Annotated in this window: 23 protein-coding genes; 6 read left to right on the top strand and 17 right to left on the bottom strand. The window is 49.4% G+C overall.

The genetic code is table 11. The features are described 5' to 3' along the window. Nucleotides 1-221 (bottom strand): flavoprotein (locus tag ACM615_RS22970; protein ID WP_431012578.1); only part of this gene is annotated, 221 nt, incomplete at its 3' end. A 185-nt stretch (nt 222-406) separates the two neighbouring features. Here ACM615_RS22970 and radC point away from each other — a divergent pair. The 4 genes from radC (at nt 407) to mutM (ending at nt 2,720) form a co-directional block, all read left to right on the top strand. Beyond that, the gene (radC, locus tag ACM615_RS22975; RefSeq protein ID WP_112289310.1) at nt 407-1,087 is read left to right on the top strand and encodes a RadC family protein; all 681 of its coding nucleotides are present in this window, start codon (nt 407-409) and stop codon (nt 1,085-1,087) included. A gap of 265 nt (nt 1,088-1,352) precedes the next feature. Further along, nucleotides 1,353-1,589 (top strand): 50S ribosomal protein L28, encoded by a 237-nt coding sequence (rpmB, locus tag ACM615_RS22980; protein ID WP_004931195.1) that lies wholly within the window; start codon nt 1,353-1,355, stop codon nt 1,587-1,589. Between the two features lie 11 nt (nt 1,590-1,600). Next, entirely contained in the window at nt 1,601-1,768 is a 168-nt protein-coding gene (gene rpmG / locus ACM615_RS22985; protein ID WP_004392084.1) for a 50S ribosomal protein L33, read from the top strand. 142 nt (nt 1,769-1,910) lie between these two features. Beyond that, nucleotides 1,911-2,720 carry a bifunctional DNA-formamidopyrimidine glycosylase/DNA-(apurinic or apyrimidinic site) lyase gene (mutM, locus tag ACM615_RS22990; RefSeq protein ID WP_431012579.1) on the top strand — a complete coding sequence of 270 codons (810 nt, stop codon included), beginning with the start codon at nt 1,911-1,913 and terminating at the stop codon, nt 2,718-2,720. A gap of 8 nt (nt 2,721-2,728) precedes the next feature. On the opposite strand, the gene coaD is transcribed toward mutM, so the two are convergent. The 12 genes from coaD to rfaD form a co-directional block, all read right to left on the bottom strand. Further along, nucleotides 2,729-3,211, bottom strand: a complete 483-nt coding sequence (gene coaD, locus ACM615_RS22995) for a pantetheine-phosphate adenylyltransferase (RefSeq protein ID WP_431012580.1) — start codon at nt 3,209-3,211, stop codon at nt 2,729-2,731. A 6-nt stretch (nt 3,212-3,217) separates the two neighbouring features. Continuing rightward, the gene (locus ACM615_RS23000; RefSeq protein ID WP_431012581.1) at nt 3,218-3,985 is read right to left on the bottom strand and encodes a glycosyltransferase family 2 protein; all 768 of its coding nucleotides are present in this window, start codon (nt 3,983-3,985) and stop codon (nt 3,218-3,220) included. Continuing rightward, nucleotides 3,985-5,259, bottom strand: a complete 1,275-nt coding sequence (waaA, locus tag ACM615_RS23005; protein WP_112289314.1) for a lipid IV(A) 3-deoxy-D-manno-octulosonic acid transferase — start codon at nt 5,257-5,259, stop codon at nt 3,985-3,987. The genes ACM615_RS23000 and waaA overlap by 1 nt, the downstream gene beginning before the upstream one ends. 120 nt (nt 5,260-5,379) lie before the next feature. Then, entirely contained in the window at nt 5,380-6,528 is a 1,149-nt protein-coding gene (locus ACM615_RS23010) for a glycosyltransferase family 4 protein (protein ID WP_431012582.1), read from the bottom strand. Continuing rightward, the gene (rfaQ, locus tag ACM615_RS23015; RefSeq protein WP_112289316.1) at nt 6,521-7,603 is read right to left on the bottom strand and encodes a putative lipopolysaccharide heptosyltransferase III; all 1,083 of its coding nucleotides are present in this window, start codon (nt 7,601-7,603) and stop codon (nt 6,521-6,523) included. Before rfaQ ends, ACM615_RS23010 begins: the two co-directional genes overlap by 8 nt. Nucleotides 7,604-7,763: 160 nt before the next feature. Beyond that, nucleotides 7,764-8,771 carry a glycosyltransferase gene (locus tag ACM615_RS23020; protein WP_431012583.1) on the bottom strand — a complete coding sequence of 336 codons (1,008 nt, stop codon included), beginning with the start codon at nt 8,769-8,771 and terminating at the stop codon, nt 7,764-7,766. A 66-nt stretch (nt 8,772-8,837) separates the two neighbouring features. After that, nucleotides 8,838-10,124, bottom strand: a complete 1,287-nt coding sequence (locus ACM615_RS23025; RefSeq protein WP_113877635.1) for an O-antigen ligase family protein — start codon at nt 10,122-10,124, stop codon at nt 8,838-8,840. Then, entirely contained in the window at nt 10,117-11,118 is a 1,002-nt protein-coding gene (locus ACM615_RS23030) for a glycosyltransferase family 8 protein (RefSeq protein ID WP_431012584.1), read from the bottom strand. Before ACM615_RS23030 ends, ACM615_RS23025 begins: the two co-directional genes overlap by 8 nt. After that, entirely contained in the window at nt 11,111-12,208 is a 1,098-nt protein-coding gene (locus ACM615_RS23035; protein WP_431012585.1) for a glycosyltransferase family 9 protein, read from the bottom strand. Before ACM615_RS23035 ends, ACM615_RS23030 begins: the two co-directional genes overlap by 8 nt. A gap of 2 nt (nt 12,209-12,210) precedes the next feature. After that, on the bottom strand, nt 12,211-13,194 hold the full coding sequence (gene rfaC / locus ACM615_RS23040) for a lipopolysaccharide heptosyltransferase RfaC (protein ID WP_431012586.1): 984 nt from the start codon (nt 13,192-13,194) through the stop codon (nt 12,211-12,213). Then, on the bottom strand, nt 13,194-14,243 hold the full coding sequence (rfaF, locus tag ACM615_RS23045) for an ADP-heptose--LPS heptosyltransferase RfaF (protein WP_129637813.1): 1,050 nt from the start codon (nt 14,241-14,243) through the stop codon (nt 13,194-13,196). Before rfaF ends, rfaC begins: the two co-directional genes overlap by 1 nt. A gap of 30 nt (nt 14,244-14,273) precedes the next feature. Further along, nucleotides 14,274-15,206 (bottom strand): ADP-glyceromanno-heptose 6-epimerase, encoded by a 933-nt coding sequence (gene rfaD / locus ACM615_RS23050; RefSeq protein WP_112289323.1) that lies wholly within the window; start codon nt 15,204-15,206, stop codon nt 14,274-14,276. A 241-nt stretch (nt 15,207-15,447) separates the two neighbouring features. On the opposite strand from rfaD, the gene kbl reads away from it, so the two are divergent. Together kbl and tdh are read left to right on the top strand one after the other, a co-directional pair. Next, on the top strand, nt 15,448-16,644 hold the full coding sequence (kbl, locus tag ACM615_RS23055; RefSeq protein WP_129637814.1) for a glycine C-acetyltransferase: 1,197 nt from the start codon (nt 15,448-15,450) through the stop codon (nt 16,642-16,644). Nucleotides 16,645-16,653: 9 nt separating this feature from the next. Further along, nucleotides 16,654-17,676, top strand: a complete 1,023-nt coding sequence (gene tdh / locus ACM615_RS23060) for an L-threonine 3-dehydrogenase (RefSeq protein WP_113877629.1) — start codon at nt 16,654-16,656, stop codon at nt 17,674-17,676. Between the two features lie 65 nt (nt 17,677-17,741). Here the strand turns inward: tdh and ACM615_RS23065 are convergent, their stop codons facing one another. From ACM615_RS23065 to envC, 4 genes are all read right to left on the bottom strand, one after another. After that, nucleotides 17,742-18,671 carry a hypothetical protein gene (locus ACM615_RS23065; RefSeq protein WP_431012587.1) on the bottom strand — a complete coding sequence of 310 codons (930 nt, stop codon included), beginning with the start codon at nt 18,669-18,671 and terminating at the stop codon, nt 17,742-17,744. A 2-nt stretch (nt 18,672-18,673) separates the two neighbouring features. Then, nucleotides 18,674-19,897 (bottom strand): glycosyltransferase, encoded by a 1,224-nt coding sequence (locus ACM615_RS23070; RefSeq protein WP_113877627.1) that lies wholly within the window; start codon nt 19,895-19,897, stop codon nt 18,674-18,676. Between the two features lie 180 nt (nt 19,898-20,077). After that, entirely contained in the window at nt 20,078-21,010 is a 933-nt protein-coding gene (locus ACM615_RS23075) for a divergent polysaccharide deacetylase family protein (RefSeq protein WP_431012588.1), read from the bottom strand. A 2-nt stretch (nt 21,011-21,012) separates the two neighbouring features. After that, the gene (envC, locus tag ACM615_RS23080; RefSeq protein ID WP_205951123.1) at nt 21,013-22,278 is read right to left on the bottom strand and encodes a murein hydrolase activator EnvC; all 1,266 of its coding nucleotides are present in this window, start codon (nt 22,276-22,278) and stop codon (nt 21,013-21,015) included. Nucleotides 22,279-22,394: the final 116 nt, after the last annotated feature.

The following is a 22,394-nucleotide window of genomic DNA, read 5'->3' on the forward strand; positions in this document are numbered from 1 at the left end:
GCCGCTTCAGCTGCGGGATCAAGCAGGTCGTCGGAAACCGGATAGCCAGAAACAGCCTGCAGGCTCAGCGGAGTCACAAAGGATTTCGCCGCTTCTGTCATAACGACGCGAACTTCAGCGCCTCTTTCACGTAAGCGACGTACCAGTTCTGGTGCTTTATAGGCAGCGATACCACCGCTGATACCGAGCACAATATGTTTGCCGGAAAGTCCCGTCATCATCATTGTCCGATTGGTTGAAAGCTGGAAGAAGCGACATTTTAGCATAACGCGCAATGATGACAGCTATTGGCGATGCTCCGTTACCGGAGCAATAAAAATTCTGCGTAATGTCTCGCAAGCTGACCAGGTGGAAATCACGACGGCTATGGCGTTGTGCCACAATCCAGGTCAATTAAGGAGTCAGGATGACGAAACGACAAGAGCCCTGGCCGGGCGTGATGCCGCCGCGGGAGAAATTATTGCAGCAAGGTGCGAAAGAGCTGACGGATCAGGAGCTGCTGGCGATTTACCTGCGCACCGGATGCCGGGGATTGCATGTGATGGAACTGGCAAAGAATCTGCTGGAAGAGTTCGGTTCATTGCATCAGTTGCTGATGGCCGATTTTGACGCGATGGCCCGCACGAAAGGGATGGGCGTCGCCAAGTTTTCCCAGCTGGTCGCGGTCTCCGAATTATCACGTCGAGCCTATTTGCGTCATTTGAGTGCTGAAAATGCGATGCTCAGCCCGGAGGTTATCAGAGAATATTTGCAGAATTTGCTCGTTTTCCGGGAAAGAGAGGTGTTTCTGGTACTTTTTCTCGACAACCAGCATCGCGTTATTCGCCATGAGGAGATGTTTGCTGGTACTATTGGGCACGTAGAAGTGTATCCCCGCGAAATTGTTCGTGGTGCGATGAAGGTTAATGCGGCAGCCCTAATTCTGGCGCATAATCACCCATCCGGTCGGGCTGAGCCCAGCCTGATGGACAGAAAAGTGACTGAACAGATTATTCGAGCGTGCCAGCTGCTTGAGATTCGTGTCCTCGACCATTTGGTTGTAGGTCACGGAGAAACGGTATCTTTTGCCGAGCGTGGTTGGATTTAGCCTTGTTTTTTGAAGATCCTTTGGGATCTTTAGCTGTTCGGGACTTGAGCACTTACGCTACAGAGCGTATACTACGCCACCTTTGAGAATCTTGGGTTTGGCGATAAGAGCCTATCTCAGCAGGTTTCTAACCTGATGAATTGGTTTTTACCCGACGACAGTGAGTCGGTTCTCAGTGGAGTTTGCTGAGATGGGCTCTAAAAGCCTGACGAGGCGGCCATACCCTATACGAAGCTCGAGCTGATTTGATTTTTGGAGAATAGACATGTCCCGAGTCTGCCAAGTTACTGGCAAGCGCCCGGTGAGCGGTAACAACCGTTCCCACGCAATGAACGCGACCAAACGCCGTTTTCTGCCGAACCTGCACTCCCACCGTTTTTGGGTTGAGGCTGAGAAGCGCTTTGTAACTCTGCGTGTATCTGCTAAAGGTATGCGTGTTATTGATAAGAAGGGTATTGAGACGGTCTTGGCCGATCTGCGTGCCCGCGGTGAGAAGTATTAAGGAACTGCATCATGGCTAAAGGTGTTCGCGAGAAGATCAAGCTGGTTTCTTCTGCTGGTACTGGTCACTTCTATACCACCACGAAGAACAAGCGTACTAAGCCGGAAAAATTGGAACTGAAGAAATTCGATCCAGTTGTCCGTCAACACGTGATCTACAAAGAAGCTAAAATTAAATAATTTTAGTGGATTGCTAAAAACCCGGCTCCGGCCGGGTTTTTTATTGCCTGAATTTCGGGATTTCCATTCACAGCGACTTTTATTTGCCTGATGTCGGTGTCTGCGACACACTCTGAACACGATTCTGCTAAGGGAGAAATTAATGCCGGAATTACCTGAGGTTGAAACCAGCCGCAGAGGGATTGAACCCTATCTGAAAGGTCACACGATACTCCATGCCGTCGTACGCAATCCGCGTTTACGCTGGCCTGTCTCGGCGGAGATCTTAGCGTTAAACGATCAGCCTGTTCTGAGTGTTCAGCGCCGGGCAAAGTATCTGCTGGTCGAGCTGAAAACCGGATGGATCATCATTCATCTGGGCATGTCTGGCAGTTTGCGGGTGTTGCCGGAAGAGACTGAGCCGGGCAAACATGACCACGTCGATCTGGTGATGGATACCGGCCACGTGTTGCGTTATACCGATCCGCGGCGTTTTGGTGCCTGGTTATGGTCTTCTGATCTGGCGGGCAGCAATGTCCTGGCGCATCTCGGTCCTGAACCGCTGAGCGAAGATTTCACGGCAGATTATCTGTTTGAGAAATGCCGCACGAAAAAATCACCAATCAAACCCTGGCTGATGGACAACAAACTGGTGGTCGGCGTGGGGAATATCTATGCCAGTGAATCCTTATTTGTTGCCGGGATTTCACCTGACAGACCCGCGCATTCGCTCAAACGTGATGAAGCGGAGTTGCTGGTCAGAACCATCAAAGCAGTACTATTGCGTTCGATTGAACAGGGCGGGACGACGCTGAAGGACTTTTTACAGTCAGATGGGAAGCCGGGATATTTTGCGCAGGAATTGCAGGTGTATGGAAGGGCTGGCGAGCTTTGCCGGGCATGTGGTACGCCGATTGAGAGTAAGAAACACGCTCAGCGCACCACGTTTTTCTGCCCGAACTGCCAGCGCTGATAAGCGATTCAGGCGCTGATTTTTTCCATCAGTGCCTGAGTGATAACCTGTGGCAGGAAAGGCGTGATGTCGCCACCGTGGCGTGCCACTTCTTTGACCAGAGAAGAAGAGATAAACGACCACTCTTTCGATGGCATCATGAACACGCTTTCCAGCGTCGGCAGTAAATGCCGGTTCATGTTCGCAAGCTGCATTTCATATTCAAAATCAGACACAGCACGTAATCCACGAACCAGCACGTTAGCGCCCTGAGCTTTGGCAAAATTCGCCATCAGATCGCTGAATCCAGTCACTTCAACATTATCCAGATGCGACGTCACTTGTGTCGCCAGCGCCACGCGCTCATCCAGCGGGAACATCGGTTTTTTTCCTGGGCTGGCCGCAATCGCAAGAATAACATGGTCAAACATCAGTGCCGCACGTGTGACGATATCAAGATGCCCGTTGGTCATCGGGTCGAACGTGCCGGGATAAATTGCCTTAGTGCTCATGACGGCTCACTTTTGCAGTTGATGGCTGAGTGCCCACAGGGCGGCATACTTATTGAAGGTATATTGTGCATTGACGCCTGCCAGTATCAACCCCTGCTTACCATCCAGAAAGCCAGCGCGGAGGATCCAGGTTTTCATGAATGCACCCAGCGTATGCGAAATAATCGAGAAGAAGCTGCATTTACGCCGTTGCTGATGACGTTGTTCTGCCCACGCCTGCGCATAACTGAGCTGTTTACGCTGGAAAGCGAAAAGGTCACGACAGGTGAGATGCTGGAGATCGCCTTGCAATGGCACGACCGCAGCACTCCCGGTGTTCAGTGATTCATGAACCAGATCGTCGTTATAACTGAATGTGGAAGGATACAACCGGTTAACACGATCCGGATACCAGCCGCTGTGGCGCATGAATCTTCCGAGAAAAAGATTACTGCGCCCGAGGCTATAAACGGTGTTTTCCTGCGGAGTATTCAGGACATTTTCAATCGACTGGCGCAATTCCGGCGTTACACGCTCGTCGGCATCGATCATCAATATATAGTCACCGCTGGCATAGCTTTGCGCCAGCTGACGTTGTTTGCCAAACCCCGGCCAGTCGGTATTTTGAAATACTTTTGCGCCAAAATTGCGGGCGACATCCTGAGTTGCATCTTTGCTGCCGGAGTCGAGCAGAATAATTTCATCCGCCCATGCGACTGATTCAAGGCATTCCGGCAACAAACCGGCTTCATCACGCGCAATCAGTACAACGGATAAACGTTTTTTATCAGCCATTAATGACTCCGGACAGGCAGATAAGGCTCCAGTAAATGCAGCAGACGTTGTAACGCCCCCTGATTTTGATGCAGAACTTCAACGGCGTGACGCCCGTAATACAAACGATAGTCTTCGTCAGTCAGCAGGGTCGAAATTTCTTTCACCAGCGATGCAGTATCCGTCACCGTAATGAGACCGTCGTCCTGAGCCAGCTTGGCGCAAATGTCTTTGAAATTAACGGTGTGCGGCCCCATCAGTACCGGAATGGCGTGTGCCGCGGCTTCAAGCGGGTTATGACCACCGCGATCGACCAGACTGCCGCCGACAAATGCCAGGTCAGCAATGCCGTATAGCAGCATTAATTCGCCCATGGTATCGCCGATCACCACCTGAGTAGTCGAGGAAGGCACTTCCCCGGAGCTGCGCTGAATGAATGAAAGTCCTGCTTTACGCGTCAGTTCACAGGCCACCGGGAAACGTTCCGGATGGCGGGGAACCAGAATCAGCAGTAAGTTAGGATGCGCTTTCAGCAGCTCTTTGTGTGCTTCCAGCAGCAGAGTTTCTTCACCTTCATGCGTGCTGGTAGCTATCCAGACCTGACGGCGTGATGCCCATTGACTGCGTAGCGCAATGGCTTTTGCCGCCAGTTCAGGTGTCACGGAGATATCGAATTTCAGGCTACCGGTGACAGCGAGCTGATTTCGTTTCAGGCCTAAGGAGAGGAAACGTTCACCGTCTTCCTGGTTTTGCGCGGCAATCAGCGTGATACGTTGCAAAATGGTACGAATGAATTTGCCCAGCTTCTGATATCCCTTTGCCGAACGGGCTGAAAGGCGTGCATTGGCGATAACCAGCGGGATCTGGCGACGGTGCAGGGCACTGATCAGATTCGGCCACAACTCGGTTTCCATGATGATCACCAGCTTAGGGTTTACTTCATCAAGAAAACGATTTACCGATCCTGCCAGATCATAAGGCAGATAGACGTGATGCACACCTTTGCCAAAGGCCGACTGAACGCGCTCCGAGCCGGTCGGGGTCATTGTCGTGACGGTAATTGGCAAGGAAGGATAGCGATGACGTAAAGCGCGGACTAAAGGAATGGCTGCCAGTGTTTCGCCCACGGAAACGGAATGCAGCATAATGCCACCGGACACAACCTTCCCTTTGCAGAAGCCATAACGTTCAGCCCAGCGTTTACGGTATGCAGGAGACTTCCGGCTGCGCAACAGTAAACGGATCCAAATCAATGGCTGAATTAAATATATGATTATATTATAAAAAATATTCATCTTTTATCAGGCGTTGCATAAGGGAAAGTCAATTTCATATAGCGAAAATAGTCCCGGCGGATAGATGGGCACATGTTACCAGATAAGTGTGATCGACTCATCATGTCAGCGCGAATGGCATCAGGCCAGCAACGAGTAATAAAGTGCAACTAATTGTTGTGAAAGGTTTTTTGGACTGCAGGGGAGAATACGCTCTCTGGCTGCATTTCCCATCTCAGCATTTTCCCGTCGGGAAGGAATTTTCTTCACGAATTCACTGAGTTTTGCCACATCCAGCGCATCACAAACAAACCCTTCATGTCCTTCCCTGATGAATTCAGCACCGCCACATGTCTGGCTGGTGATCACCGGAAGGCCGCAGGCCATCGCTTCAAGAATCACGTTAGGAAACGGGTCATACAACGTCGGTAAAATCATTCCATCAGCTGCGTGATAGAAAGGGAGAACATGGTTTTGTACGCCGGCGAAACGGACTCTTTCCAGACATCCTGCCTGCTTCGCCAGAGATTCATACTTCTTCTGGTCTTTATCCTGTCCGACAACGATGAGATAGCGGTCACTGGCGGCAATGGCTTCTATCGCGGGTTTAAGCCCCTTACGTTCGAAGCCTGAACCTACATAAATCAGGGCAACAGCGCCGGCAGGGATAGAAAGTGTTTCGCGTGAGGCATTGCGTTGCTCGTCAGTTGCGGGAATAAACTTTTGCGAGTCGATCGCATTATAAATAACCTCGAACCGGCTCTCATCGACCCCGTAACAACGCATGATGTCGCGTTTTACCATCTCAGAATTACAGATAATCTTTTTCAATTCCGGCGAATGGAACATCGTTTTTTCGGCTTGCAGGACATAGCGGTGGTAGGGACTGATTTGCGTAAGGAAACGCTGAAAAGGGGAAATGACGCGTGCCCTTTGTTCCAGCCAGACGCGATGTGTGCCGTCTCCTGCACGGAAAATATCGCAACCCGGGATGCGCTCATGACTTTGGACGATATCGAAATGTTCCTGCTCCCAGCATTGCTGCGCGGCGGCGGCAAAGCCTTTTTCCCTTGAAACGCGACCGTATTTTGCCGGGTTACAAATATGAATTTTCCATTTCGGATTAGGCTTGCCTTCCCACTGACGGGTGATGATGTTCAGGTCAATATTCTGATCGTCCAGGGCTTCCAGCGCACGAGATATAAAACGTTCTGCACCGCCATCCGGGCGATACTTTTGTCTGACAATCGCTAAACGAATACTTTTTGTCTGGTCAGCAGAATCAGTCATGCAGATAACTCCTGGCGGCATCAATAACATCGCTGACCGGAATAGCATGCAAATAACGCTGTTGGGTTTTTGTGTCGATAGAATCCGGCGCGGGCAGCGGGGCATAATCTCCGGCCCACAGGGTCGTATTATTATTGCCCCAGGGGCGCCAGTGCTGCATTTTCGTCGGACCGAACAACGCCACGCAAGGTGTATTCAGGGCTGCTGCCATGTGCATCGGCGCAGAATCAACACCGATAAAAAGTTTTGCACCGTCGATCATGGCGGCCAGTTGCGTCAGCGACAACTGCCCGGCAACAGAAATAACCTGAGGGTTGTGAGTGAGATCCTGGATTTTACGCACCATATCCCGTTCTTTTTTATCAGGACCCGCGGTCATGACAATCGTAAGACCTGTATCTGCGAGGCCATCAATGACGCTGGCAAATTTATCATCATCCCAGCATTTGAACGTCCAGCGTGAGGTCGGCTGAATCACGATGTATCCGCCGGTGACATGATGTTTGAGAAGCAACTGCTGGCAAAAAGCCTTGTCACTTTCTGAATAATGCATCGAGGTTTGGGCATTCTCCACCGGGATCCCAAGCGGAGATAAAATCGACATATTTTGTTCAACGGTATGCAAAATACTGTGATTTTCAGTCGTCACTAACTCTGTATGGCCAGCCCGCCAGACCGGAGAACGGCGTTTTTTATAGTCAAAACCCAGCCGGACTTTTGCCCCCGTAAACAAAGAAAGTAGCGCACTCCGCCACTGATCAGCCAGGTTGATCACCAGATCATAATGCCGTGCGCGAACGGCTTTCAGCAGCTGATATTCTTGCTGTAACTGATAGCGGATCCCTTGCTTTTTCCATGTTCTGTCAATGACATGAATGTGTGAAAGCGACGGATGTTCGCTCAGAATAGGGCGGGTTTCTTTATAGAGAAGCACATCAATTTCAGCATCAGGATAATGCTGGCGCAGTCTGTTTATCACTGGTGTTGTGAGCACCATATCTCCGTGATGACGGAGTTTCACCAGCAAAATTCGTCTGGGGATAAAGGCTGCGTACTTGGCTTCTGAGTTAGGCATTCTATTATCTGATATTAGAATATAGTGAATAGATTTTAGGTGAAGAATCCTATGCTGTGAAGTTATTTATCTGCCTGATATAGAAAGGTAAATAACTTCGTTTAGGAAATAGTTATAAAGGAATTATGTGGGTAAGGAAATCATCTCTTTCTTAAAGGCCTCAGGCGAGTTTTTTGCGTAAGTTATGCAGGCGCTTTAGCCACAATAATAGTTGCCACCATTGCTTCGGGCCGCGGGCATTACGGAGCATTATCTTACGTGTGCCGGAGGTATAAATATCTTCAATCATGGCTTTTTGAGCCGCAGGATCAGGCTCACGACGAACAGAGTGGCAAACCGTCAGCGCTTCACGTGTGACCTGCCGTGGAAACTCAGGATAAATTTTTATCCGGTCTTTATATCGCTCATTCAGCGCATCAAGCATTTTTGCAATTTTCAGATAATGTCTTTGATATTCAACGTTCTTCATCCCAGTGCGTTTTTGATTACTGATTGACTGACCGTGAATATAGTAGCGGTATAGGATCGTTTGGGTGTATCTCACGCGGCGGGCATTGAACATGAATTCGGTCGTCCAGGGAATGTCCTGATGGTGTAAACCAGGTTCAAAATACAGTCCCTGTTTTCTAATCAATTCGAGACGATAGACGCCAAGCCAGACAACATGTAAATACCGGTTCGTTGCCAGCGCCGTTTTCAACCACAACGGCCCATCCAGTACCCCCGTTGAGGTTAAACGGTCCTCAGGAATGAGAGGTTTTACTTTTTCTGAGCCGACAAAATAGCGTTCACCATTGCACTGAGCGGCATCCAGATCATCCTGTTCACACATCTCAATCAGCGTTTTGTACATCTCCGGAGAGACGATGTCATCGGCATCCGGAAAGGTCACGTACTTGCCCCGGGCAATTTCCAGACCGGCATTACGTGCGCGCGAAACCCCGCCGTTTTCCTGAGTAATAACCTGAATATGGGGATGTTTTGCGGCGTACTCTTGTGCTGTCTGCTCTGACCCGTCCGTCGAGCCGTCGTTAACAATGATAATTTCGAGGCTATCCAGCGTTTGCGCGACGAGTGAATCCATAAAATCCCGGAACATCGCCCCTGCGTTGTACATAGGGATGATCGCGCTGAGCTTAATGGTTTCGGATGGTATTGTTAGGGTCATGACACAAAATTTCCACGAATAAGGAGAGCTGGCAACCGCGCCGGGCGCAGTGCCCGGCACGTAAAATCATTGTTTTTCAGAGACTGCTGGGGTCTTCATCCGCAGCATCAGCAGATAACCCACGATCAGAACGACAAAATACGGAGTCTCGCGATTATAGAACTGAGAGTCGCCCTGACTGAAATAAATAACCGGTACTGAAAGAAGCAGAAATTCGTAGCCTTTAGGGACGAGTTTAAAGGGATATAACAATAATACGGCGAAGAACAGCACGATAATAATCCCGCCAAAAATGCCCTGTAATGACAAGGTGTCAATAATGTCATTGTGCAAATGGAAAGGCAGATTACGTAAGGCTTCCGGATTTCCCCCTTCATGTTGATTAATGAAGGTTGTCGCCAGCGCATTCCGGCTGTCTGCTGACTGTCCGAACGGATGATGTTCAAAAGCATCGATACCGGCACGCCACATTGAGAAACGGGCGCCTACGGAAGTATTACGGTTTCCGGCATCGTAAGAGGAGACTTCATTCTGCAGATTATCGATTCGGGTAACGATTTTGTTGTAATACGGGTGGCCGGATAAAAGAGCAGAAATGATTAGCCCTGCAATGGCGAAGCCATAAATCATTTTTGATGTATGTGAACTCTTCGCGAAATCATAGAGCACACTACAGACGCTAATAAAGGTAAACAGGATTGCCGCTGATCGGGTTTCTGTTGCTGCCAGAACGCCAAATGTCATGGTCATGATCACCAGACAAAAAAGCCTGTAATGTTTTAGTCCATGAAATTTCAGGCTGTACATCACCAGTAATGAGAAAATAGTAAACGTATAAGCACCGGAAGTCGGTGCGTCAGAGTTAATTCTGATACGCTCGCCTGTTTTCAGATAAACCGCGATATGCATGACGGAGATAATCATAAATAACAATGTCATGATCGCAATGCCCGTGCGGACAGTCACTGTCGATATCTTCCATCTGTGCAAATTATGCTCTATAGCATAAAGAATAAAGGCCGCCAGGATAAGTCGCTTGCCGCTTATCTGATAATGGTGAGCAATCAGCGGATACTGTTCATTGGTCGTCAATGCGACCCACAATACTTTGCTAACACCGAGCAGTAATACAATCCATGAAAAAACGTAAAAATGGACTTTTTTATCTTTTTTAAACGTGATGTACAAGAAATAGATAACAGCGATATATGTCGTGATATAGAAAAAGTTTCGGGTGACTTCTCCGGACAGCATAAAAAAAGAAATCGAGATAGTGGTGAATAAGAAAAACAGTGCAGCAAGCTTATCGTCAAATGACGATTTTTTGATTGCTGATAACCAAGGGTTAATCATGTGTTCTTTTCCTGAATACTTTTGTGTTCATATACTTAGCCATCCATTTCACGCTACTTAAGTAGTCTCCTTTAAACCACAGGACACGAGCATAGCGTTTCATTTCTTTATAACTTACTGGCATGTCGAGCGAAATGCCTCTCCATGGGGAGCGCTCATAATAGGAGTAATAGAGATCTGCCACTTTGCTTCCTCCCCACGAATGCCAGGGTTTACATTTTCCGGTGTAATGAATCAGGATCACACCAGCAGGAAGTGCTTTCTCATGGCCTACGCGTTTGTAAATGATATCGACGATATAATTATATTCTTTAGGCAGTAGCAGGGTTTCGTGTTCCAGCACGACATTCAGGGCTTCCTGATCAGGGAATTTAAATTTATCCCCGTTTTCGCGAAGTTCATTAATCACCCGATTGGTGGTGTCTCTGGCAACCCATTTTTCGATATTGATATAAAGAAATCCGGAGTTGAAATAATTACCAGAAGTCAGTTTAAGCACCGGGCAAAGTTTAGCTCGCGCCCTTTTTTCATCATTTACTGCACATAACGTATGTTGACTGATATCCAGTGTGATCAGGTCATTGTACTGACCGACACATAGCGTATCAGCATCCAGATAAATCACTTTATCTGTGATATCAGCGAGGATGAGAGGAATAAATAACCTGTAATAGATGGCGTGTGTGTATCGGCCAACCATCGGCAATCCCTGGAACGCCTCATCTTTGAAGGTATAGGTGGTGACGGCAAGGGGAAACATCTTCGCTAACTCAATGATTCGGCTGATGCTCTCATTGCTTAGTCTTGTACCGAATAAATGAACATGAAAGCGCAGATCAGGGTTGTTTTCCAGAACTGAGAACACAGCAATGCCCATTCCGCGAGCATAACTGTCATTGATACCGAAAGAGAGATGCACCACATCTTTTTCAGTTCCCAGAGAGTTAACAATTTCTTCCCTATTCTTAATCGATGAATGCAAGATATTAGCCATAATGGGGCTCCTGACCTCTGCTGTCAGTAATGAACTCGTGAATCGCTTTTAATTTATGTTCGTTCAGCGCAAACAATTGTTCCGGCGTCAGGCTAAAACGGGTTCTGGTTTCAAAAACAAACGAAGCAGGTTCAAAGTTTTCAGGTTCAATAAACAGCACCTTACCTAACGGACGCTGTTCTTCCTTACAACATGGGCCGGTAAAGCAGATGATAGGCGTTTTTTGTGAATCTGCTATATAGGCATTTCCTGAATCTGAGGCGATATAAGCATCAAGTTGACCTAGCGCAAAAGGCACATCTTCTAACGGCATCTGACCGATGAGGCTCACGACGCGTGATTTTTCCTCTTCACTTAATATTTCAAGCAAAGCATCTAGATAAGGCTGTTCATTAGCCGGACCGAACACGATGAACTGACAGTTCAGATTCGACAGATTTTGTATGATCTGTTGCCAGACTTCCCGTGGGATGGTTTTTGCACGATTACCCGCAGAAATACTGATCCCAATTTTGATTTCACCGGTTTTATCCAGCACAGGATAGTGAGTTTTCGGGATCCATAACGGCAGCGTGGCATGCGAGTGGTAACTGTCAGCCGTCAGCGCGGGATCAGCCAGTTTCAGGTAGTTTTCTAAAGCGAGGTCATATTTACCGTGCTGACGAACCACGTTGGCTGTGGCAAAGAAAATCCGGTGATACCACTTACGCACATAGGTTTCTAAAAAGGCTTTGTGCTTCGCATTACAAAATGCAGCGTAGAAAGCATTAATGCTGTTAGGTTGCAGAAGATAGACATTGTCATAGCGGTTGAGGAGCCTGAACGCCAGACGGATTTTACTGAAGAGAGACTTCTTGTGTTCTTCAATCAGGAAGATCGACTCAATCGTTGTGTCGCGCCCGGCCAGTGGCAGCACCGTTTTACTGATTAACACATCCGATTTTTTCAGATGTTTGAGTAACGGCGTGATGTTAACAAAATCGCCAATTTTGGCGGTCTGGATGACGAGATTGCGTCCTTTGCCCTGATGAAAAGGTTTCATCAGCATTTTGAATGGCCAAAGCAAAATGAAAATAATTACATAGCTCATGGTCAGTTCATTTCCTTATTGGCAGAAATAACATCGTTGAGTTGCTCAAAAACGCGTTCCGCCGGAAGAGCCTCCAGCGAGTTGTTTTCTGCTTTCAGGACAAACTGATTCTTCCCGTACCCGCCAATCAAACCCGGATCGGTCGGACCGTAGAGGGTGATATTCGGGCGATCCAGCGCCGCAGTCAGATGGCTGAGTCCGGTATCCACTGAAATCACGGCTTGCGCACCGGCTAACACCTCAGCCACTTTCTCGAGACTCAATTTAGGCAAGACTTCCACGTAAGGAAACCCTTCAGCCAGGCGCAACGCGCGCTGATATTCATGCTCAGCGCCCCACGGCAGTTTGATGCGAAGATTGGCAGCACTTAACATCCCGATCAGTTCACGCCACTTTTCTTCCGGCCAGTGCTTGTCTGCACGGGTGGTCGCATGGAGAAAGACCAGATACTGACCGGCATCGTCAGGCAAATGTGAAAGGAAGCGCGCCGCAATGGCGTAGTCGCCCTGGGTCGCAGGTTTTACATAGCCGAGACTTTTAGCAAACAGTTCTCTGGTGCGCTCCACTGCATGTTGTTTTTTATCAATTTCGTGGCGCTGATTGTAGAACCAGCTGGCGAAGGGTTCACGGGCGCTTTTGCAGTCTTGCCCGTGTTTTTCGCCTTTGGCAACACGGGTGATCAGCGCTGCACTTTTGATTAATCCCTGAGCATCAATGATGGCGTCATAGCGGGTGGACTGCACTTCGCGTTTGAAATCACAGCGTTGCTGACGGGTTTCTGAGCCAAACCAGTTTTTGCGCCAGCGGCGAATCGCAACCGGAATAACGCGATCGACGGCCGGATGCCAGCCGGGGATCTGAGTGAAACCTTCTTCCACAACCCAGTCAAAGCGGATCCCGGGAATAGCCCGCATGGCATCCGTTAATGCAGGAAGCGTATGCAGAACGTCGCCCATGGACGAGGTTTTGACAATGAGAACCCGCATTAAATCTCCTTCCTTGCGCTCAGTAACTGGTTTAATTCCTGATGAACCTGCTCAGGTTGAATATCAATCAGACTCTGGTGATAGCCTTCTTCGGCATCGCCTTTGCGGACTTTATGGTAGCCGGTGATCAGGCGGATAACTTTCGCCTGATGACTGAGAGGCGGGGTGAAGTCCGGGCTGCTCGGCCCGTAGAGTGCCACCAGCGGTTTATCCAGTGCAGCAGCGACATGCATCAGACCAGAATCATTGCTGACCACAGCCTGACAGGCCGCGATCATCACCACAGCCTGATCCAGAGAAGTTTTACCCGCAAGATTCAGGCAGAAAGCTTGAGCACTTTCAGTCAGTGCCAGGCGGATTTGCTCTCCGGCGGCATTGTCTTTTGCCGAGCCAAACAGCACGACCTGATAGCCTTCGCTGATCAGTTTTTCAGCCAGTACGGCGTAGTGATAATGCGGCCAGCGTTTGGCCGGGCCGAATTCAGCACCCGGACAAAAGCCAATCAACGGGCGTGAATTATCGACAGCAAAGGCGATTTTGACGGCCGCGATTTCGGCTTCAGTGACCTGCAGTTTTGGCCACAGAATGGGTTGTGGAAGGTCGGCCGCAGTTTTGATTTTTCCGGCTTCGTAGCCGAGCGCCGCGTAGCGCTGAACCATCAGCGGAAATGCGGCTTTATCGAGGACCCGTAAATCATTGAGCAAGCCATAGCGCATTTCGCCACGCCAGCCGGTGCGCTGAGGAATGCGCGCAAAGAACGGAACCAGCGCTGATTTAAAAGAGTTAGGCAAGACATAAGCGCGGTCATAATGCGTATCGCGCAATGAAACGCCCAGACGACGACGCTCGCCAAGTTCCAGAGCGCCATGACCCAATGGCATCGCCAGCGCCTGATTCACTTCCGGCATCCGGTCGAGCAAAGGACGGCACCATGCAGGTGCCATCACGTCAATTTGTGCTTGCGGGTGCGCAGCTTTCAGGGTGCGGTAAAGACTTTGAGACATCATCATGTCACCGACCCATGACGGCCCAATTACCAGTATTTTCATACCGTTAATCCATTCCTCAATGTGCAGGGCTTAAACTGTGCGGTTAAGCCAGCTCATGTATTCCGTCACGCCTTCAGCAACCGTTTTGAAAGGTTTGTCATAACCGGCATTACGCAGCGCGGTCATATCGGCCTGAGTGAAGGACTGATAACGGCCTTTCAGTTTTTCCGGGAAAGGAATGTATTCGATATCGCCAGATTTGTGGTACGCCACGACCGCGTCTGCCACCGCCTGGAAGGATTCTGAACGACCGGTACCGCAGTTGAAAATACCGGAAACGCCGTTCTGCCAGAACCACAGGTTTACCGCAGCCACATCGCCCACGTAGATGAAATCGCGTTTGAAGCCTTCGCTGCCGGAGAACAATTTCGGGTTCTCGCCGGCGTTGATTTGGTTGTTCAGGTGGAATGCGACGCTGGCCATGCTGCCTTTATGACCTTCGCGTGGTCCGTAAACGTTGAAGTAACGGAAACCACAAATCTGCGATTCTGCGTGTGGCAGAATTTCGCGAACATACTGGTCAAAAAGGAATTTAGAATAGCCATAGACGTTCAGTGGCTGCTCATATTTACGATCTTCAACAAAGCTGGTGCTCTGGCTGCCGTAAGTCGCTGCGGAAGAGGCGTAAAGGAAAGGAATACTGCGATCCAGACAATAATGCAGGATATCTTTAGAGTACTGATAGTTGTTGTCCATCATGTACTTTCCGTCCCACTCGGTGGTGGACGAACAGGCGCCTTCGTGGAAAATGGCGTCAATATCACCTAAATCATCGCCTGCAACGATACTGGCGATGAAATCTTCTTTATCACAATAATCCGCAATATCCAGATCAACCAGATTGACGAATTTGGTGCCGTCTTTCAGGTTATCGACCACCAGAATATCGCGGTATCCCATATCATTGAGCGATTTAATAATATTGCTGCCGATAAAACCAGCGCCGCCAGTGACGATTATCATGGGATCCACCTTTAATCATTTTAAGAACCGCGCACCATGCGCAGCCTGTAATTGGGTAATATCATAACACTTCATTATGAAGCTCACATTGGGAAGGTGTCCGATAAGACGCATTCTTGTGTTTCAGACCGTAAGGCGTGAACTATGCTGCAAAACAAAGATATTGTGAGCGGTTCCATCGTTATTTCGTATTCAGATTAGTAATGTATTCCGTGAATGAGTCATTTCAGGAGAATACTGTATGTCTGTTTCGTTTTATCGGCAGTTGGAAGACCAGCTCGATCAGGCGCGGGTTGAAGGACTGTTTAAAGAAGAACGTATACTCACCACGCCTCAGCAGGCCGAGGTCTCTGTCGCGGGTGGTAAACCGGTCATCAATTTCTGCGCGAACAACTATCTCGGGTTAGCTAACCATCCGGCGCTCATCAGGGCCGCGAAAGAAGGGCTCGACAGCCACGGTTTTGGCATGGCGTCGGTGCGTTTTATCTGCGGTACACAAGATGCCCATAAAGAACTCGAACACCGCCTGGCCGATTTTCTCGGTATGGACGACGCGATCCTTTATTCCTCCTGTTTTGATGCCAACGGCGGATTATTCGAAACGCTGCTGGGCGAAGAAGACGCCATCATTTCGGATGCGCTGAATCACGCATCAATCATCGACGGCGTCCGGTTGTGCAAAGCGAAACGCTACCGCTATGCCAACAATAATATGGACGAACTCGAAGCCCGTTTGCAGCAGGCGAAAGACGACGGTGCCCGGCATATTCTGGTCGCCACCGACGGCGTGTTTTCCATGGATGGTGTGATTGCTAACCTGAAAGGTGTGTGCGATCTGGCAGAACGATTTGACGCGCTGGTGATGGTCGATGATTCCCATGCTGTCGGTTTTGTCGGTGCCGAAGGGCGCGGTACTCATGAATATTGTGACGTGATGGGGCGGGTAGACATCATCACCGGAACGCTCGGTAAAGCGCTGGGCGGAGCTTCCGGTGGTTATACCGCAGCTCGTCAGGAAGTCATCGACTGGTTACGCCAGCGTTCACGTCCTTATCTTTTCTCCAATTCACTGGCACCGTCGATTGTCTCCGCTTCGCTGAAAGTGCTCTCCATGCTGGAAGAAGGCAGCGAACTGCGCGAGCGCCTGCTCAGTAATTCAAAAATGTTTCGTGAAAAAATGACCGCAGCCGGTTTCACGCTGGCAGGGGCCGATCACGCCATCATTCCTGTCATGCTGGGAGAAGCCCGTTTAGCGCAAGAATTTGCCGCGCTTTTGCAGCAGGAAGGCATTTATGTCACCGGTTTCTTTTATCCGGTAGTGCCGCAAGGCCAGGCGCGTATCCGTACCCAGATGTCTGCGGCACATAGCACCGAACAAATCGAAAAGGCGGTTGAAGCCTTTACCCGTATTGGCAAAAAGCTTGGCGTGATCGCCTGAGGAGTTTCCATGAAAGCCTTAGCAAAACTCAAACGTGAGGAAGGCATCTGGATGACGGATGCGCCGGTGCCGGAAATGGGCCATAACGATTTGTTGATCAAAATCCGCAAAACAGCCATCTGTGGTACCGATGTGCATATTTATAACTGGGATGCATGGTCGCAAAAAACCATTCCGGTACCGATGGTGGTCGGCCACGAATACGTCGGCGAAGTTGTCGGGATCGGGCAGGAAGTTAAAGGCTTCAGCATCGGCGACCGTGTTTCGGGCGAAGGTCATATCACCTGCGGGCATTGCCGCAACTGCCGCGGCGGGCGCACGCACTTGTGCCGCAATGCGCAGGGCGTCGGGGTAAACCGTCCCGGTGCCTTTGCGGAATATCTTGTTTTACCGGCGTTCAATGCGTTCAAAATCCCGGACAATATTTCTGATGATCTGGCGGCCATTTTCGACCCGCTGGGCAACGCAGTTCATACCGCGCTGTCTTTTGATTTAGTCGGAGAAGATGTCCTGATAAGCGGCGCGGGTCCGATTGGTATCATGGCTGCTGCTATCTGCAAACACGTTGGCGCGCGTCATGTTGTAATCACTGACATGAACGAATACCGGCTCGAACTTGCGCGCAAAATGGGTGTGACGCGGGCGGTCAATGTCAGTCAGCAAAGCCTGCCGGATGTCATGGAAGAGTTGGGGATGACGGAAGGGTTTGATGTCGGGCTGGAAATGTCCGGCGCACCGTCAGCATTTCGCAGTATGCTCAGTGCGATGAATCACGGCGGGCGAATTGCCATGCTCGGCATTCCTTCTGCAGAAATGGCCATCGACTGGAATCAGGTGATTTTCAAAGGGTTGTTTATCAAAGGGATCTACGGCCGGGAAATGTTTGAAACCTGGTACAAAATGGCGGCGCTCATTCAGTCCGGGCTGGATCTCACGCCGTTAATTACTCACCATTTCCCGATTGATGAATTCCAGAAAGGGTTTGATGCGATGCGTTCCGGTCATTCCGGAAAAGTCATTCTTAACTGGTGACCTGATTTTTCGCAGAGATGAAAAAGCCCGCTCAACAGCGGGCTTTTTTCTGGCTAACGGGCTGCTCAGGCGGCCGGTTCTGCCTTTTGTTTCTCTGCATCCGTCAGATATCGCACTTTGCGGGTGTAATCCTGCCCTTTAAACAGCAGTTCATTGTCTGGCGAGGCCAGATACTTTTGCCATTCTGTCAGCGGGAAACCGCCGTGCGCGCCAATGACCTCTTTCGGAATCACCGACGGCGTGCCGCCAATTTTCTTCGAGACCGGCCAGTTCATCCAGTCGCCGAGATTCACGCTTTTAATGTCCAGAGTGTCGAGCATCGCCGCCAGGGGCAGCTGATCGGTCGGTGGCTGATTATCTGGCAGGATATTCCAGGTATCTCTGAAAAACATAATCCACAACGGGCACAAACGTTCCCAGGTTTTACGCGTCGCCGCTAAAAATGCGCCGTTGACGTGGTCAACGATATAAGGCCGCACGCTGTCTTTGTAATACGCTGGAATAATTTCAGGGTCACAATCCCCGAGTTTGGCAATCATTTTGCCCTGACGAAAACTCGAATAAATATGGTTTTCATGCAGCTGAATTTCAGGCATTTTCAGCAGATTCAGATCAGAGTCGATCATCAAAATGCCGTCAGTTTTGGCCTGCAAAGGCGCCAGCAGTTTGATCAGACGGCTGAGATAAATTTGTTTATAGCGATAATCGCCGGATTTAGTTTCGGGATTGAGTGTCACTATGCGAACTTTTTCAGGCAGAGGCCGGAACAGGCTGGCATCCTGATCGGTCACAATGACAATTTCCTGCAATTGTGTCGCGAATTTGTCGGCAAATTCCGCGCATAAACAGGCTTCTTCAATGTAGTCAGCACCCGCGGAAGGAATGACGACAGAGGTGATATTATTCTTTGGCGCGCCTGCCTTGACGGTATCGGCATAAGGCAGATTGTGGCGTGAAAGAATATGACGATATTTAGAATTTAGAAATTTGAACATGTTCAGCCTTGTTTCTTTTTAACGCTGCTCAAAACGGTTTCCACGCCAGAGACATATTTTTCAATCGCAAATTTTTCGCGGACAGTGAGGTTTGCCTGCGTAGCGATTTCACTTCGCAAATGGGCGTTGAGATACAGCGTTTTCATATGGTTGAAGAGCATCTCAATATCGCCATACTCGAAAAGCATTCCGGTTTCTGCATTTTTAATCAGTTCGGCAGTTCCCGTGACATTGGATCCAATCACCGGCGTTTTCAGTAACATGGATTCCAGAACGACCCGCGGTAAACCTTCACTTTTTGAGCCTAATATAAAGGCATCAAAAGCCGCCAGATATTCCAGAGGATTGCTTTGAAAACCGGTGAAGATGACTTTATCCATTATATTCAGTGCGGCAGCCTGCTGGATCAGGCGGCGTAAATTCGGGCCTTCACCGACAAAGACCATTTTCCATTTTGCTTCCGGGAAAGCTCGGTTAAATTTATCGAGTGCCAGCAGGGTGAAGTGGTGGGCTTTACGATTAATCAGAGAACCGATACTGCCAAAGATGAAAGTATCTTCTGTTGCGCCGAGTTCTGCGCGGATCCTGATGCCATCAGGTAACGGCTGATTAATATCAATGCCGTTGAAGACGGTAAAACACAGTTCTTTGCGCACGCCGCGTTTGAGCAACTGTTCCTGAACACCCTGAGAAACAGAAATGATGCTGTGGCAAAAACGGTTAACAATGCCCACGACGTCTTTGTTCAGAACCGGTTCGATGCGGCAATGCTGCACGATTTCTGTCGGTAAGCCTGCGGTCGAATAATAGCCTTCCACGTTAGAACTTGGCTGATTATTCATATATAAAATATCAAACTGACCGAGCTCAAGCAGGGAATGGATTTTGCGGATATTGGGGTTTATACGCCAGATTTTATCGACAGAATAAATCGCTTTCTGGCGTAAATTGCCGCTAAAGAAAAACAGCGTTCGCAGGACTTCTTTGCTGATTTTTGCCCAGGTGGGTTGTCTGACCTGAGGAATGAAAAATACCGGCACATTGAGCGAGTTCAATATCTGACTGATGGTTTCCCCGTTATCCCGGGCGTAATCATTGTAAAAGCAGCAACTGATTTCAAACTTTTCACGATCGATTCTTTTCAGCAACTCCAACATGCTGTTGGTGCCACCTCCCCATTCTTTGCCGCTGTCGAGCAGCAGAATTTTAGATCGATCTAGTCCCATCGGATAGCGCCCTTGCTCAGCCCGGTTAAAAAAATATGCTACCCATTATAAGAGGCAAATTCTATAAGCTCTACATATTTGATTCTGATACTAAAATCACTCATATCAATATGTTGTATGAATATTTCAAATCCATTTTTTCGAAAATGGGAACCTGCCGCCAGTCAATGTCCCTGAATCCTATTCTTTAGGGAATGTGGTCCATGCTAGATATTGGCGTTCAACAAACTGTATTGCCGGCAATGCAGACAGGCTTTCGCCCAGCACTGTAAACATGCTGTCGGCATACACTTGCGGAACCGGTTGTTTCACGCGGCAGACGCTGATGCCTTTACGTGATGGTTTAGACGCCGTGATACTGGTCGCTTTCCCCGCCGGGGCGCTGCGCTGGGGTTCGTTGAGCAGATCGCTTGGCCGCACCAGAACGATATCGGAAGGCAAATTCGGCAGCATTTGTTGCAGCACTTTCACCGTGGTCGGATGGGGATGACCGATGGCGATGGCATAACCGTTCTTGCGGGCGAGCTGAATAGCCCGTTCAAACTGATGGCGGATTTCCGCTTCGTTCTGCACATCATCTAAAAAGACGTTGCGCTTAATCACTTTCACCCGGGTTCCCTGAGCGGCCTGAACCGATTTGGTATTGCCGATGGTCATACTGTCGAGGAAGAATAAGTTGTGAGCATTCATGGCCTGCATGACGTTTTCCATGCCGGTCAGGCTGGAGGTCATGGCGCTGCCCATATGATTGTTGATACCAATCGCATACGGGATATTGCTGATGGCCTGATCGACAATACGCTTCACTTCTGCGGCACTCATCGAAGGTGTCAGCGTATCTTTTTCCAGCGGTTGTTTGCTGAGCGGCGCCATCGGCAGGTGGATCAATATTTCACGGCCCTGCTGATGTGCCTTGTTCATCATCATCTGCGAATCTGGAGCATTAGGGAAAATCGCAACGGATACCGCTTTTGGCATCTGAAGTACCTGGTTTTCCTCATGCTGGCGATAACCAAAGTCATCAATCAGGATGGATAATCTCGCTGCCTGAACCTGACAAACGAAAAACGCAGTACCACAAAGGGCAGCTAAAACGGACTTTTTATATCGCAATGCTATCTTCCCAACCACGGCTGTGGATTTACTGCCTGGCCCTGACGACGAATTTCAAAATACAGCGATGGCTGGCCCTGTCCGCCGCTGTTCCCAACTTTAGCAATGGCCTGACCGGTTCTGACCTGATCGCCAACGCTGACCAGTGCATCCTGGTTGTAACCGTAAAGACTCATATCGCCTTTACCGTGGTCGATAACCACAACCAGGCCGTAGCCCTGTAACCAGTCCGCCAGAATGACGCGTCCATCGGCAATAGCCCGGACATCACTGCCTTCACGTGCTGAAATGACAATGCCTTTCCAGCGTAGTTCACCCTGTAGTTGTTCGCCGAAGCGATGTATCAACGAACCGTTAACCGGCCACATATTTTGACCCGAAGGACGTCCCAGACCGCCGGTTCGGGCCATCAGTGACTGTTCGCTTTGGGTTGGTTTATAGGTTGAACCTTTTTTCTTCGCTTGCTGTTCTTTCGCTCGCACGGCGGCGGCTTCCCGCGCTTCTTTTTCCGCACGGGCTTTGGCGGCACGTTCAGCGGCGGCAATTTTGTTTTGCAGGCTGGATTCGTTGGCGCGCAGCTCCGTCAGGCTCTGCTCATCTTTTTGCAATGAGGATTCCAGCGCCGTGAGCGTTTGCTTACGGGCGGCACGCGCCTGTTCGAGTTTTTGTTGCTGCGTTTGCTGTTCACTCAGCAGGCTTTTTTGTTGTGATTGCTTTGATTGCAACGAAACACGTTGTTCAGCCAGCGTGGCGCGGGTCTGTTTCAGCTCTTCGATGGTTTTCTGTCGTTCGGTATTCAGATAGCCGAAATACGCCAGGATCCGCTCATTACGTTCGCTCTCTTCACCGCTGAGCAGCAATTGCAAGCCTTTATGCTGGCCGATACGGAATGCCGCATCGAGCTGTTTTGCCAGGATCTCTTCCTGCGTCTTTTGCTGTTTTTGCAACTTATCGATAGAGGCATTAAGCCCGGCAATGTCTTTGCTGAGTGTGGCGAGGGTTGACTGAGTTCCGCGCAGCTGGCTGCTGGCGGAGGCAATGGTTTTTTCCTGCGCCTGCAATTGCTGTAATAAAGTGCCGCGCTGTTGTTTCTGCTGCTTAACGCTTTTTTCTTTTTCCGCGATGTTTTGCTGAATGGTTTTTAGCTGATCTTTATTGTCGTCAGCATGCACACTCACGGAAAGAGAGAGTAAAGAAGCACAAAGTAATAAGGCTGAAGATGGGAAAACAGATACGGCCTTGTCCTGAGCGGAAAGGCGGGTTCTCATCAGGCTGAAATGAATGAATTTGCTCAAACTTTTTTCCGCTTGTCGACCGTGGATGATAGACAATATGGCTGTCCCTTCTCGTATCGTAACACTAATCAACCGGCTGATGCACAAAC

This window comes from Rahnella sp. PAMC25617, from assembly GCF_050606005.1.
GTDB classification, from domain to species: Bacteria; Pseudomonadota; Gammaproteobacteria; order Enterobacterales; family Enterobacteriaceae; genus Rahnella; species Rahnella variigena.